Here is a 13,514-nt window from a genome sequence, read left to right on the forward strand (position 1 = left end):
CTATTTAGTTCATTTGTTACACTGCGCGCCGAATCGCAAACAAGCCAAGGATGGTCGATATGGATGTCGCTCGCGTCAAATTTCAGTCTGCAGGTGGCCGTGGTCAGCAGGGGTTCACCCTGATCGAGATCATGGTGGTGGTGGTTATTCTCGGGATCCTCGCGGCCATGGTCGTACCCAAGGTGCTCGACCGCCCGGACCAGGCCAGGGCCACGGCGGCCAAACAGGATGTCGCCGGGCTGATGCAGGCACTCAAGCTCTATCGCCTCGATCACGGCACTTACCCGAACATGAACCAGGGGCTCAAAGTGCTGGTAGAGCGCCCGGCAGACGCCAAGAATAGCAACTGGCGCTCCTACCTGGAGCGTTTGCCCAATGACCCGTGGGGTCGCCCTTACCATTACCTGAACCCCGGCGCGAACGGCGAAGTCGACATCTTCTCCCTCGGCGCAGACGGTCAACCTGACGGCGACGGTGTGAACGCCGATATCGGCTCCTGGCAGCTCTAAGCGCCGCCATGAAATACCCTTCGCTCAACGTGACGCAACAGCGCGGCATGGCGATTATCAGCGCCTTGCTGATCGCCGCCGTGGTAGCGGTCATCGCCGCCGGCATGCTTACCCGCCAGAGTGTGTTTACCCGCTCCCTGGAAGCTGAACAGTCACGCCTGCAAGGCAGCGCGGTGTTGCTCGGTGGCCTGGAACTGAGTCGGCAACTGCTGTGGGATGCGCGCCGCAAGGAGGCGCCCACGCGGCTCGACCAGCCGTGGGCGCAACCGATCAAGCACGGCGCGCCGGGTGCAGGTTTTGAAGGGCGCCTGGAAGACCAGCAAGGCAAATTCAACCTGCGCAACTTGATCGCCGGCCAGCGCGTCAGCGTCAGGCAATTACGCAGCTTTGAGCAGCTGTGCGCCATGCTGGGCATTGAAGCCGGCGTCGCGCAACGCATCAGTCAGCGCGTCATTGCCGCTTATCCGCAACAAGAACACGCGCAAAACTCGGTGCAAAACCGCTTTAACAGCGGCCGTGCGACGTCGCCCGACGCCGACGCCCAGCCCGTGCCTGCGACCCGGCCGATGCTGCGCAGCCTCGATGACCTGCGCGGTATCCAGGGCGTGAACGAGCGCGTGTTGGCGCGCCTGGCACCCTACGTCAGCGTTATCCCGGTGAGTACCTGGGTCAACAGCAATACCGCCAGCGCCGAAGTACTCGCCGCGGTGGTGCCTGGGTTGTCGTTGACCCAGGCGCAGGCCCTGGTCGCAGAGCGTGATCGGGGCCAATGGTTTATCAACCGTGGCGACTTTCTCAATCGCCTGCGGGCGCCGCAATTGAGCGTCGACGATCTTGACGTCGGCATCACCAGCGAGTGGTTTCTGCTTCACGGCCAGGCCCGTCGCGACAAGCGTCGGGTCAGCCTGGACGCATTGCTGTATCGCTCGGAGAGCGACATGCCCAAGGTGATCTGGTCGAGGCTGGGCGTATGAGTGTACGCATTGCCTTGCCGCCGCTGGACAGCCTCACGCCGGATACCGAGTTTGCGTTCGCACACCTGGACCGCACCGGTCGCGTCAGCCACACCGGGGTCAGTACGCTGGCGTTGCTGGGGCAGGCCGCTCAATCGCAGATCGTGGAGTGCTTTCTTCATCCCACGGACAGCGTCCTCACGCATGTGCAATTGCCGCCGCTGTCGGCTGCGAAGATCCAGGCGGCGGTGAGGTGTGCCGCGCAGGCGCTGATCCTCGGCCGCAGCGAACTGATGCATGTCGCTCACAGCCCCCGCGATACCGATGGGCAAGTGTTCCTCAGCTGGTTGCCGACAGCGGTGCTGGAGCGCTTCGGTGCGATGTTGAGCCAGCACCGCTTAAAGCTGCGCGGTCTTTACCCCGCGCCTTATGGCTTGCCGGTGCCGGCTGCCGGGCACATCAGTGCGTGTGTGCTGGAGGGGCATTTACTGCTGCGCCACAGCCCTGAGCAAGGCGCGGTCGAACCGCAGGTTCAGGCGAGCCTGGATGCGCTGGCGGCCAGTGGCAGCCGCTTGGTCTGGTTCCGTGGCGACGCACCCGCAGCACTGCGCGAGCCACACACTGAGCAGCAGCGCTGGTCGGCTGCTTTGCCTGCATGGGGTTTGCACGGCGGCGTCGGCAAGGTACCGGGGCCGCCAGCGGGTTGGGGCAGGGCGCTGGCCTGTTGCGCGCTGGCAATCGGCGTGTGGCTGCTGGGCCTGAATCTTTACGCTGCACGCGCGGCCAGTGAAGGTCAGCAACTCAAGTTGCAGATGACTCAGCGGGTCAAACAGGCCTTTCCCGAGTTGCCGGTGATCCTCAATCCACTGCAGCAAGCCCGTCAGCAATTGAGCGCCCGGCAGCACCCAGCCAGCAGCGACGCGTCCGAGCGCTTTGCCAGCCTGGTGCTGCAAGCGGCCAACGCGATGCCGTTCATGGTGGGCAGTGTGCAGGGCCTGATATTTGCGAACGGTGAGTTGCTCCTGAGCTTGCCCGCCGATGCGCCGCGAAACAGTGCCGACACTACCTGGAAAGCCACCTTGGTCCAGGCCGGTGTCGCCGCTGACGCCACACCCACGGGCTGGCGCTTGCGCCCGGCCGATGCCGAATCCCGCGAACCCGACTCCGGTGCTGTAGCCGACGATGAATAAGCATTCCCTGAAACCCTGGCGTGGCCAATGGCAGCACTTCAACGCTCGCGCACGGGTACTTTGGCGCGGCCTGTCATTGCGTGAAAAACGCATGGTTGCGGGCACCGCGGTGCTGCTCGGCGGGCTTTTGAGCTGGCTGGTGCTGGTCCAGCCACCGCTGGAAAAACTCGACCACTGGCAGGCTGAAACCCCAAAGCTGCGCGCGCAAACCCAGGCACTTGAAGTGTTGCTGCGCGAGGTGCCGACGGCGACCGCCGGCCAGCCGCTTGAGCCGGCCTTGCGCCACAGCCTGGACGCGCGCGGGCTGGCCGGACGTTACCAGCTGAAGCCACTGGAGAGCGGTTGGCAATTGACGTTCGAAGCGGCGCCGGCCGATGTCGTCATCGGCTGGCTGGTGAGCCACCCTAGGCAATTTTCTCTGGAAGTGGTCGAGGCTCGTTTGCAGCGTGCAAATGAAGCCAAGGCCGATGATACGGCAGGCACTCTGTCGGGAACCGTCCGCATGGATCAGGCGTTTGGCACTAAGGAAGCTTCATGAAGTGGTCAGGTTCCAACTATGTACGCAACGCCGCGCCATTTCTGTTACTGGCGTTGAGCGCGTGCAGCACACAAACCGCGTCTAACCCGCCACCGCTGCTGGTCGACAGTGAACTCGGCCAGCCCCTGGCCAATACCCAGCGCAGCGGCGACGTACTGCTGGAACGCCAGCGCGCGCAGACGCAGATCGAGCGGCAAGCACGGCCGCAGCGCACCTTGGTCAATCCGCCGCGCCGGGGCGGCGCGAGTGCCGGCAGCACAGCGCAGGGCAACCCGCTGGGCAACCAGCCGGTAAGCCTGAATTTCGTCGATGCCGATATTCAAGCCGTGGTGCGCGGGCTGTCCCGCGCCACCGGCCGACAGTTTCTGGTCGACCCGCGCGTGACCGGCAGCCTGACGCTGGTGTCCGAAGGCGAAGTACCGGCGCACAAGGCCTACGACATGTTGCTCGCGGCACTGCGCATGCAGGGTTTTAGCGTGGTCGACGTCGGCGGCGTGGCGCATGTGGTGCCGGAAGCCGATGCCAAGTTGCTCGGCGGGCCGATCTACAGTGCCGACCGACCGGCTGCGAATGGCATGCTCACGCGCACGTTTCGCCTGCACTATGAAAACGCGGTGAACCTGATCCCGGTGCTGCGCCCGATTGTCTCGCCGAACAACCCGATCAACGCTTACCCTGGCAACAACACCCTGGTCATCACCGACTACGCCGACAACCTGACGCGCGTGGCGCAACTGATCGACAGTATCGACACGCCGAGCGCCATCGACACCGACGTGGTGCAGGTCCAGAACGGCATCGCGGTGGACATCGCCAGCATGGTCTCGCAGTTGCTCGAGCAGCCGGGCAACGACGCCACCCAAAAGATTTCGGTGGTCGGCGACCCGCGTTCCAACGCGATCATCATCCGTGCCGGCAGCCCCGAGCGCACTGAGCTGGCGCGTAACCTGGTGTACAAGCTCGACAACGCCCAGAGCAATCCGAGCAACCTGCACGTGGTGTACCTGCGTAACGCCCAGGCGGCGAAGCTGGCTCAGGCGCTGCGCGGTTTGCTCACCGGTGAAAGCGACAGCGGCACCGCTGATACCGGGCGTTCGGTATTGAGCGCGATGGGCGGCAACAGCCGTGACGGGCAGAGCGACCAAAGCAGCTCCAGCCAGACGTCGAGTACCGGCACCAGCACGGGCTACGGGCAGAGTGGCGGCAATTCGAGCAGCCAGGCCAGTGCCCCGGCGGCGGACCAAAGTGTCGCCTTCAGCGCCGGCGGGGTCACGATCCAGGCCGACGCCACCACCAACACCTTGCTGATTTCTGCACCCGAGCCGCTGTACCGCAACCTGCGCGAAGTCATCGACATGCTGGACCAGCGCCGCGCACAGGTGGTGATCGAGAGCCTGATCGTCGAGGTCGGTGAAGACGATGCCAACGAGTTTGGCGTGCAATGGCAAAGCGGCGACCTGGCGGGCAAGGGCGTGATCGGCGGCGCCAACCTGGGCGGCAGCGGCTTGCAGACCGGCGGCCTGAGCAGTATCGACGCGCTCCCCGGCGGCCTGAGCGTGGGTTACATCAGCGGCACGGTGAACATCCCCGGTATCGGCAATGTCGTGGACCTCAAGGTGCTGGCGCGCGCGCTCAAGAGCAAGGGCGGCAGCAACGTGCTGTCAACGCCGAACCTGCTGACCCTGGACAACGAAGCCGCGAGCATTTTTGTCGGCCAGACCATTCCGTTTGTCAGCGGCAGCTACGTGACCGGTGGCGGTGGCACCAGCAACAACCCGTTCCAGACGGTGACGCGGGAAGAAGTTGGGCTCAAGCTCAATGTACGGCCACAGATCTCCGAAGGCGGCACGGTCAAGCTCGACATCTACCAGGAAGTCAGCAGCATTGATGAGCGCGCCTCCAGCAGTGCGACCTCGGCGGGCGTGGTCACCAACAAGCGCGCGATCGACACCAGCATCCTGCTCGATGACGGGCAGATCATGGTGCTCGGCGGCCTGCTGCAGGACGGCTACAGCCAGAGCAACGAGGCGGTGCCCTGGCTATCCAGTATTCCCGGGCTCGGCGCGCTGTTTCGCAACGAGCGCCGGGCCACCACCAAGACCAACCTGATGGTATTCCTGCGGCCCTATATCGTCCGTGACAGCGCCGCCGGACGGGCGATTACCCTCAACCGCTACGACTTCATGCGCCGCGCCCAGGGCGCGCTGCAACCGCAGCGCAGTTGGGCGATGCCGGGCATGCAGGCGCCGCAATTGCCGGCCGCAGCCGTGGGTGTGCCGGCGGTGCCGGCAAGCGGGCAACCCCCCGCGACGATTCGCGCAGTACCACTCCAATGAGCATGTTGCCCTACGCCTGGGCCAAGGCCCAACGCATCCTGCTGCGCAGCAGCGAGGAGGGCGCAGTGCTGACGGTGTGCCCGTCGACGCCCGGCTGGGCGATCAGCGAAGTGCGCCGCCAGTTCGGCCCGGCGCAGCTCGAGCAGGTGCGCGACGAAGAACTCGACGGCTTGCTCGCCGCCGCGTACGCCGACACCGGTAGCGCGGCGGCCGTGGTGGGCGCGGCGGAAAGCGAAGTCGACCTAGACCGCTTGATGCAAGACATACCGGAAATCACCGATCTGCTCGACACCCAGGACGGCGCGCCGGTGATTCGCATGATCAACGCGCTGCTTACCCAGGCCGCTCGCGACGAGGCCAGTGATATCCACATCGAGCCCTACGAAACCCACTCCGTGGTGCGCTACCGCGTCGACGGTACCCTGCGTGACGTGGTCTCGCCGCGCAAGGCCTTGCATGCGGCGCTGGTGTCGCGAATCAAGATCATGGCGCAACTGGACATCGCCGAAAAACGCCTGCCCCAGGACGGCCGCATCGCGTTGCGCGTGGCGGGGCGGCCGATCGACATCCGTGTATCCACAGTGCCCACCGGCCACGGCGAGCGGGTGGTGATGCGTTTGCTCGACAAACAAGCCGGGCGCCTGCAGCTGGAAACCCTGGGTATGGATGCGCAGGTGCTGGCCAAGCTGGACAACCTGATCCGCCAGCCCCACGGCATCGTCCTGGTCACCGGGCCCACCGGCAGCGGCAAGACCACCAGCCTGTATGCCGCCCTGGCACGGCTGGACGCCAGCACCAGCAATATCCTGACTGTTGAAGACCCGGTGGAATACGACCTGCCGGGTATCAGCCAGATCCAGGTCAACGCCAAGATCGACATGACCTTTGCCCTGGCCCTGCGGGCGATCCTGCGCCAGGACCCGGACATCATCATGATCGGCGAAATCCGTGACCTCGAAACCGCACAGATCGCGGTGCAGGCTTCGCTCACCGGGCACTTGGTGCTGGCCACGCTGCACACCAATGATGCGGTATCGGCGGTCAACCGCCTGATTGACATGGGCGTCGAGCCATTCCTGCTGGCGTCTTCGATGCTCGGCGTGCTGGCGCAACGGCTGGTGCGGCGCCTGTGCAGTCACTGCAAGCAGGAAGACCCGGCCCACCCTGGCACGTGGCGGCCGCTTCGTTGTGCGGCCTGTAACCACACCGGCTACAGCGGCCGCACCGGCATCCATGAGTTGTTCTGTATCGATGATGGGATTCGCGCGTTGATCCACCAAGGGGCGGGTGAACAGGCCCTGCGCGCCGCGGCTCGCCAAGCGGGCATGTTCAGCCTGCGCGAAGACGGTGAGCGTTGGGTGCGCGCAGGGGCTACGGCGCCGGAAGAAATCCTGCGCGTAACACGGGACGCCTGATGAATCGCTACCGTTTCGAAGCCGCCGATGCCGCCGGCAAACTTGAGTCCGGGCACATTGAAGCCGATAGCCAGCGCGCGGCGTTCGGCGTGTTGCGCAGCCGTGGCCTCACCGCGCTGTCGGTGCAGCTGGAAAACCCTGTGCCTGCCGGCGGTGGTGCATTGTTCAGTGCCAAATTCTCCGACAACGACCTGGCCTGGGCGACACGGCAACTGGCGAGCCTGCTGGGCGCCAGCCTGCCGTTGGAAGCGGCGTTGAGTGCCACGGTGGAGCAGGCGGAAAAAAAGCATATCGCCCAGACCTTGAGCGCGGTGCGTGCCGATGTACGCGGCGGCATGCGCCTGGCGGAGGCGCTGGCGACACGGCCACGGGATTTCCCGTCGATCTACCGCGCGTTGATTGCCGCCGGCGAAGAGTCCGGCGACCTTGCCCAGGTCATGGAACGTTTGGCCGACTACATCGAAGAACGCAACAACCTGCGCAGCAAGATCCTCACCGCGTTTATCTACCCTGGGGTGGTCGGGCTGGTGTCGATTGCGATCGTGATCTTCCTGCTCAGTTATGTAGTGCCGCAGGTGGTCAGTGCATTTTCCCAGGCGCGCCAGGACCTGCCGGGGCTGACCCTGGCGATGCTCAATGCGAGTGATTTCATTCGGGGTTGGGGGTGGTTGTGTTTCGGCTGCATGGCCGCCGGCTTCTGGGGATGGCGCCTGTATTTGCGTAACCCGGTGGCGCGCCTGAATTGGCACAGCCGGGTGCTGCGCTTGCCCTTGATCGGGCGTTTTGTACTCGGCCTGAACACGGCACGGTTTGCCTCGACCCTGGCAATTCTGGGCGGCGCCGGGGTGCCGCTGTTGCGCGCCCTGGAAGCGGCGCGGCAAACCCTGTCCAACGACCGTCTGAGCCAGTGTGTCAACGACGCCACCGCCAAAGTCCGCGAAGGCGTCAACCTGGCCCCGGCGCTGGCGGTGGATAAAGTCTTCCCGCCGGTGCTGATCCACCTGATCGCCAGTGGCGAAAAAACCGGCTCGCTGCCGCCGATGCTGGAGCGGGCGGCGCAGACTCTATCACGCGATATCGAGCGCCGCGCCATGGGCATGACGGCCCTGCTGGAGCCACTGATGATTGTGGTGATGGGCGCGGTGGTGCTGGTGATTGTGATGGCGGTGCTGCTGCCGATCATCGAGATCAACCAGTTGGTGCAGTAGCCAACGGCGCGCACAAAAAAGCCCTCGTCACCGAGGGCTTTTTCATTTCATTACGCGGTGTAATCGTTCAGTCAGAGCTTGCCGGCACCGGCCTTGGCCTTGACGTCCGCAGCGACTTTATCGGCCGCCAGCGGTGTGTAGCTGTAAGGCGGGGTCCAGCCGATGCTCGTGGTCCAGGGGCAGTTAAGCACGCTGCCATTCAGGGTCGAGCCGTTGTCGCGGTACACGCTGCCACCGTAATCGCCGGCGATTTTGTCGCAGCCGCTGATGCCACTGATCTCGAACGCGTTTTTCTCGGAAAGGATTTTCGAGCCCTTGCCAACGCCATGGGCGTACGAGAACGGGTAGACCTTATCGCTGGTGCTGCCCACGTGGTAGTTGTTGTACAGGTGCACCTGGCCGAAGCGCACGCGTGGGGCGCGGGCCGAGATGTTCTCGAACAGGGAGTTGTGGATCGTCACCTTGAGCTTGCCATCATCGGTGGTGCGGCTGTCGCTCGAACCGATCAGGTTGTTCTTCTCGTGGGACTTGAACGCGGTGTAGGAGATGGTCACGTAGTTGGCGCCGTTTTTCACGTCCAGCGCGCCGTCGTGATGCTGTTTCGGGCGGCCGTTGGCGGTGCCGTTCTGCGCATCGGTGCGGCGACCGTCGGTGAAGGTGACATGGTCGACCCACACGTTATTGGCGCCTTCGATGGTCAGGCCGTCGTATTCGGAGTTCCAGTTACCGTCCTTGCCGTCATCGGCGTCCCAGATCGGCTCCGGGTCCCAAGGGTTCTCGATGGTCAGGTTGCGAATGATCACGTCGTTTTCTTTGGCGTAGAAGAAACCTTCGCGGATTTCGGCAGTGCTGCTGGTGCCGACGATGGTGGTTTTGCCGGGAATATCCAGGCGGCCACGCTTCTTCATATCAGCAGTCGTCGTATAAGCCTTGCCTTCGCTGACGTCGATCACCCCAGTGATCTTGATGATACGCCCGTTGGTTCCCACCGAAGCGCTGAGTGCGGTTTTCAACTCGGCAGCGTTTTTTACCGTGTAGATGTTAGCCGCCGCTGCCTTGGAGCCGCCCTTGGTGCCGCCGTTCTGAGTGGCCCAGCCGGTCGTCGCCGAATCCAGCCAGATGTCCGCTGCGTGCGCCGGCAGGCTGCCAAGCACGAGGGAACCGAGGATGGCAGTCGCAAGTTTGCGCGTGGTGAAGGTTGGTCGTGTTGTCATGAATAATCAGATCCTTGATTAACTTGAGTGTTTAAACGCGCGTAGGTGTGGCGCGTTTCTCGAGCGGACGTCCGTGTCATCGGTGCAGCGAATCGAACGTCCGCTGCATGAGAAATACTATCATGTGTCGTTTCGTTGTCGTACAACTGAATGCGCTATGATGTGTGCTCATTCGCAAATCGAGAGTTTTGTTCTTGATGAACAAACCGAACGTCCAACCCACTGTTCGCCGCAAGCACCGAAGCCTGGCCGAAGAATTGGTCACCGAGCTTTCTCGACGCATCTGTACCGGCGAACTCGCGCGTGCAACAAAGCTGCCCACCGAAACCGAGGTGATGGCCGAGCACGGGGTAAGTCGCACCGTGGTGCGTGAGGCAATATCGCGGCTGCAGGCGTCGGGCCTGGTGGAAACCCGGCATGGTGTCGGCACGTTTGTGTGCGATATCCCGAGCCCCAGCGGCTTTCGGATCGACCCCGAGACCATTGTCACCTTGCAGGATGTGCTGGCGGTGCTCGAGTTGCGCATCAGCCTGGAAGTGGAGGCCGCCGGCCTGGCGTGCCTGGGGCGTACCGACCAGCAATTGCAGGTGATGCGCGACTCGCTGGACGCGCTCAATTCACGCGCGGTGAGCGTCGATTACGCGGTGTCGGCAGACTTCCAGTTTCACCAGCAAATCGCGCTGGCCACCGGCAATCGCTACTTCACCGACATCATGTTGCACCTGGGCTTGAATATCCTGCCGCGTACGCGCCTGCATTCCAAGCGCGTGGTCAACGCTGACAAGGAACCCTACCTTGCGCGCCTGAGCCGCGAGCATGAGGATATCTACAAGGCCATTGCGCGGCGTGATGCCGACGCCGCCCGGGCGGCGATGCGCCTGCACCTTTCCAACAGCCGCGAGCGCATGCGTCGTGCGTATGAAGCCGCCGCCGCCGAAGCGCTGAACGGCTGAGGCCGAATCAGTGAGTGTCTTCAAACGGCCCGGCAGCGGTGAAAGCCCCGCCTTGTAGGCGGCCGCCGGGTTCATCGGCGGCAGGTTGGGGTTGTCTCTCGACGTTCTCGCGAAATTTTTCCGAACTGTCCTGCGGCGCAAAGCCCAGGTGAGCCGCGTGCCGGTTACTCCACCAACGCTGCATGTTGTTCGAGACGCCATACACCACGCTATGCCCGACCTCCGTGGCCAACAGTGCGCGCGCCACCAGGTGATCGAGGTCTGCGTAGCTCAGCCATGTCGACAGCATCCTCCGGTTGCGCGGCTCCGGGAACGAGGAGCCGATACGCAAGCTCACGGTTTCAATCCCGTAGCGATGAAAATAGAACGCCGCGAGGTCTTCGCCGTATGCCTTGGAGAGGGCGTAGTAGCCATCCGGGCGGCGCTGTGAGTGCGCGTCCAGCTCCACGTCCTGCGGGTAGAAACCGGTGACGTGGTTGGAGCTGGCAAACACAATTCGCTTGATGCCCTGTTGTCGCGCCGCCTCATAAATATGGAAGGTGCCGCGAATGTTCGCCTCCAGAATCTCTTCGAACGGTCGCTCGACTGAAATCCCGCCGAAATGAACGATGGCATCCACGTCTTTGGCCAGTGCCGCGACGGCGGCTTTGTCGGCCAGGTTGCACTGGATCACTTCATCGTGGTCGCCACGACTGGGCGTCATCGCGCTGATGTCCGAAGCCCGCACGATGTCGGCATGGGCTTGCAGGGTTTCCCTGAGGATTTGACCCAGGCCGCCGGCGGCGCCAGTCAGCAGAATGCGGGTGAAGGGTTTGGGCGAGAGGGGTTGCTTGGACATAGTCAGGTCTTCCATTGAGCGCTGAGTAAAAGAGGCAGTGGAGCGGGGCGCTGGCCCGACGAGCGATGCGCGCTCGCCAGGCCAGGCGTGTCAGGCGTTACATGAAGTTGTACTGGACGCCCAGGCGCCACCGGGCCTGGCGGTCCTTGGACGTCGCGCTGACTTTGACATCGCCAATTTCCATGAACGGTGCCCAGTCCTTGTTGAGCTTGTATTTGACGATCACGTTCTGTTCGTAGTCGCTCTTCTTGTTGTCGTAGCGGATGTAGTCGGTCTTGAAATAGATGAACTGATACTCGTACGCCCATTTACTGGCCGGGGTGTAGCCGAGCCAGCCTTCGAAACGATGGGTGGTCTGGTCATCCTTGATGTGGTCCGGCATGTCTTTGTTGACCTGATCGCGGTCGAGCTTCTTGGCGTCCAGGCGATAGCGCGTGGCGGCGTAGAAGGCGTCGTTGATCTTGTAGTTGTACTTGAGGCCGAACTTGTAGGTGGTCGAGTCCTTCGAGCTGTCCATCTGGAACGCGGGGGTCAAGGTCGATTGCGCGCTGAGCTTGTAGTTGTAGCTCACGGTGAACTCGTGCCCGTTGTTGACCATGTTGTCGTAGGCGACGTCTTTGCGGTCCCCGGCCGTGCGGTATTTCATTTCCGCTTCAAAACCCAATCCACTGTCCAGGCGGTAGTTGAGCTTGATTCGGTCAGCATGGGCGCTGTCTTCCTCGGTGAACTGATGGCGGTAGTTGATGCTGGCAGAGTCAGCGCTGGCATAGAACGGCAGGCTAAGGGTCGCGACAGTAACGAGGGTGCGTAGGGTGGTGTTCATACGGTCTTCTTTTTTTGTTTTTGTTAGGGTCGTTTGACGGGTACTACGGACAGCTTTTGTTGCGTATGGATCTCATCCAGAGTGCCGATATACGTTATCGTACGACAAGATGACTCGTCTATGGGTTATTGGCGCTTTTGAAACATCTTGAAACTAATAGCCCCAATGAATGCTGCTTTACAGCCGATGTTGTTATTCGGTAGTCGTCTTTAAATACGGGGGTTTTGTACCGTTATAGCGGATAGACGGAAAGAGATCGGAGAGGTTATTGGGTCTTTTCAAGTGTTGTACGATGACTTATGCTCGGTCTCAACAGACGACATTCCCGTCACAAATCCAATAAAAAGGCTCAAGACGTCCATGAGAATCACAGCAGTCAACGTCCAGGTGTTTTCCTACCCAACCCGTCGCGCGGTGGACAGCGCAGGTCATGCCCACCCCGGTGATGTCACCCAGGCGCAAATGGCTTTGCTGCGCATCCAGACTGAAGACGGTCAAGAGGGTTATGCCCTGGGTGCCCCCGAGCTGATCCGCCCGTATGTGCTGGATGGTTTTGTGCGCAAGGTGCTGGTGGGGCAGAACGCTTTTGATCGCGAAAAAATCTGGCATGACCTGGCGCACTGGCAACGCGGCAGCGCCAGCCAGTTGACTGACCGTGCCCTGGCCCTGGTCGAGCAAGCGCTGTGGGATTGGGCGGGGCGCAAACTGGGGGTGCCGGTGCACAAGTTGATCGGTGGTTTCCGCGACAAGGTGCCGGCGTATGGCTCCACCATGTGCGGCGACGAGTTGCCGGGTGGCCTGGCAACCCCGGAAGACTACGGCCGGTTTGCCGAAACCCTGGTACAGCGCGGCTATAAGGCAATCAAGCTGCACACCTGGATGCCGCCGGTGTCCTTTGCTCCAAGCCCGCGCATCGACGTCAAGGCCTGTGCCGCAGTGCGCGAAGCCGTCGGGCCGGACATCGCGCTGATGCTCGATGGTTACCACTGGTACAGCCGCACCGAGGCGCTCTACATCGGGCGCGAGCTGGAGAAACTTGACTTCGCCTGGTTCGAAGAACCGATGATGGAGGAGTCAGCCGAATCCTATGCCTGGCTCGCGGGGCAGTTGGATATTCCAGTGCTGGGGCCGGAAACCCTATCGGGCAAACACCTGAGCCGCGCCAGCTGGGTCAAGCATGATGTCTGCGACATCCTGCGCGCCGGTGTAGCGGGTGTCGGCGGTATCGCGCCGTGCCTGAAGGTGGCGCACATGGCCGAGTCCTTTGGCATGGATTGCGAGATTCATGGCAATGGCGCGGCGAACCTGGCCGTGGTGGGCTCGATCAAGAATTGCACCTGGTATGAACGCGGGCTGCTGCACCCGTACCTGGATTACGACGAGGTGCCGGCGTACCTCAAGCGGCTGGTCGACCCGATGGACAGCGACGGTTTTGTACACCTGTCCGATTTACCGGGCCTGGGTGAAGATCTCGATTTCGATTTCATCGAGACCAATACGCTTAAAAGCTTCTGACGTGTACACGGACAGCCCGGTA

General features: G+C 62.6%; 12 protein-coding genes. 9 read left to right on the forward strand and 3 right to left on the reverse strand.

Features of this window, described 5'->3' with window-relative positions:
• The first annotated feature begins 59 nt into the window (after positions 1-59).
• The 7 genes from gspG to gspF are packed head-to-tail and all read left to right on the forward strand — an operon-like array spanning position 60 to position 8,149.
• Positions 60-509 carry a type II secretion system major pseudopilin GspG gene (gene gspG, locus CXQ82_RS14050; protein ID WP_101269919.1) on the forward strand — a complete coding sequence of 150 codons (450 nt, stop codon included), beginning with the start codon at positions 60-62 and terminating at the stop codon, positions 507-509.
• 8 nt (positions 510-517) lie between these two features.
• On the forward strand, positions 518-1,483 hold the full coding sequence (gene gspK / locus CXQ82_RS14055; protein ID WP_101269921.1) for a type II secretion system minor pseudopilin GspK: 966 nt from the start codon (positions 518-520) through the stop codon (positions 1,481-1,483).
• Positions 1,480-2,652: a type II secretion system protein GspL gene (gene gspL / locus CXQ82_RS14060; RefSeq protein ID WP_101269923.1), complete on the forward strand. Its 1,173-nt coding sequence runs from the start codon at positions 1,480-1,482 to the stop codon at positions 2,650-2,652. The genes gspK and gspL overlap by 4 nt, the downstream gene beginning before the upstream one ends.
• On the forward strand, positions 2,645-3,190 hold the full coding sequence (gene gspM / locus CXQ82_RS14065) for a type II secretion system protein GspM (RefSeq protein ID WP_101269925.1): 546 nt from the start codon (positions 2,645-2,647) through the stop codon (positions 3,188-3,190). The genes gspL and gspM overlap by 8 nt, the downstream gene beginning before the upstream one ends.
• Positions 3,187-5,526, forward strand: coding sequence for a type II secretion system secretin GspD (gene gspD / locus CXQ82_RS14070; RefSeq protein ID WP_101269927.1), 2,340 nt, complete (start codon positions 3,187-3,189; stop codon positions 5,524-5,526). Before gspM ends, gspD begins: the two co-directional genes overlap by 4 nt.
• Positions 5,523-6,941, forward strand: a complete 1,419-nt coding sequence (gspE, locus tag CXQ82_RS14075; protein ID WP_101269931.1) for a type II secretion system ATPase GspE — start codon at positions 5,523-5,525, stop codon at positions 6,939-6,941. Before gspD ends, gspE begins: the two co-directional genes overlap by 4 nt.
• Positions 6,941-8,149 (forward strand): type II secretion system inner membrane protein GspF, encoded by a 1,209-nt coding sequence (gene gspF / locus CXQ82_RS14080; RefSeq protein ID WP_101269933.1) that lies wholly within the window; start codon positions 6,941-6,943, stop codon positions 8,147-8,149. Before gspE ends, gspF begins: the two co-directional genes overlap by 1 nt.
• Before the next feature lie 71 nt (positions 8,150-8,220).
• Here the strand turns inward: gspF and CXQ82_RS14085 are convergent, their stop codons facing one another.
• Positions 8,221-9,363, reverse strand: coding sequence for a polysaccharide lyase family 1 protein (locus CXQ82_RS14085; RefSeq protein ID WP_101269936.1), 1,143 nt, complete (start codon positions 9,361-9,363; stop codon positions 8,221-8,223).
• Between the two features lie 197 nt (positions 9,364-9,560).
• Here CXQ82_RS14085 and CXQ82_RS14090 point away from each other — a divergent pair, with 197 nt between their 5' ends.
• Positions 9,561-10,316: a FadR/GntR family transcriptional regulator gene (locus tag CXQ82_RS14090; protein WP_101269939.1), complete on the forward strand. Its 756-nt coding sequence runs from the start codon at positions 9,561-9,563 to the stop codon at positions 10,314-10,316.
• A gap of 7 nt (positions 10,317-10,323) precedes the next feature.
• On the opposite strand, the gene CXQ82_RS14095 is transcribed toward CXQ82_RS14090, so the two are convergent.
• Positions 10,324-11,154 (reverse strand): NAD(P)-dependent oxidoreductase, encoded by an 831-nt coding sequence (locus tag CXQ82_RS14095; RefSeq protein WP_101269941.1) that lies wholly within the window; start codon positions 11,152-11,154, stop codon positions 10,324-10,326.
• A 97-nt stretch (positions 11,155-11,251) separates the two neighbouring features.
• Positions 11,252-11,977 (reverse strand): oligogalacturonate-specific porin KdgM family protein, encoded by a 726-nt coding sequence (locus CXQ82_RS14100; RefSeq protein ID WP_101269944.1) that lies wholly within the window; start codon positions 11,975-11,977, stop codon positions 11,252-11,254.
• A 360-nt stretch (positions 11,978-12,337) separates the two neighbouring features.
• Between CXQ82_RS14100 and CXQ82_RS14105 the strand changes: the two genes are divergently transcribed.
• Positions 12,338-13,492 (forward strand): mandelate racemase family protein, encoded by a 1,155-nt coding sequence (locus tag CXQ82_RS14105; RefSeq protein ID WP_101269946.1) that lies wholly within the window; start codon positions 12,338-12,340, stop codon positions 13,490-13,492.
• The last annotated feature ends 22 nt before the right edge of the window (positions 13,493-13,514 follow it).

Origin of the sequence: Pseudomonas sp. S09G 359 (assembly GCF_002843605.1) — a bacterium.
Lineage (GTDB): Bacteria > Pseudomonadota > Gammaproteobacteria > Pseudomonadales > Pseudomonadaceae > Aquipseudomonas.

Coding starts and splice junctions, on each gene's coding strand:
- gspG (WP_101269919.1), top strand. CDS start 60: ATGGATGTCGCTCGCGTCAAATTTCAGTCTGCAGGTGGCCGTGGTCAG.
- gspK (WP_101269921.1), top strand. CDS start 518: ATGAAATACCCTTCGCTCAACGTGACGCAACAGCGCGGCATGGCGATT.
- gspL (WP_101269923.1), top strand. CDS start 1,480: ATGAGTGTACGCATTGCCTTGCCGCCGCTGGACAGCCTCACGCCGGAT.
- gspM (WP_101269925.1), top strand. CDS start 2,645: ATGAATAAGCATTCCCTGAAACCCTGGCGTGGCCAATGGCAGCACTTC.
- gspD (WP_101269927.1), top strand. CDS start 3,187: ATGAAGTGGTCAGGTTCCAACTATGTACGCAACGCCGCGCCATTTCTG.
- gspE (WP_101269931.1), top strand. CDS start 5,523: ATGAGCATGTTGCCCTACGCCTGGGCCAAGGCCCAACGCATCCTGCTG.
- gspF (WP_101269933.1), top strand. CDS start 6,941: ATGAATCGCTACCGTTTCGAAGCCGCCGATGCCGCCGGCAAACTTGAG.
- CXQ82_RS14085 (WP_101269936.1), bottom strand. CDS start 9,363: ATGACAACACGACCAACCTTCACCACGCGCAAACTTGCGACTGCCATC.
- CXQ82_RS14090 (WP_101269939.1), top strand. CDS start 9,561: ATGAACAAACCGAACGTCCAACCCACTGTTCGCCGCAAGCACCGAAGC.
- CXQ82_RS14095 (WP_101269941.1), bottom strand. CDS start 11,154: ATGTCCAAGCAACCCCTCTCGCCCAAACCCTTCACCCGCATTCTGCTG.
- CXQ82_RS14100 (WP_101269944.1), bottom strand. CDS start 11,977: ATGAACACCACCCTACGCACCCTCGTTACTGTCGCGACCCTTAGCCTG.
- CXQ82_RS14105 (WP_101269946.1), top strand. CDS start 12,338: ATGAGAATCACAGCAGTCAACGTCCAGGTGTTTTCCTACCCAACCCGT.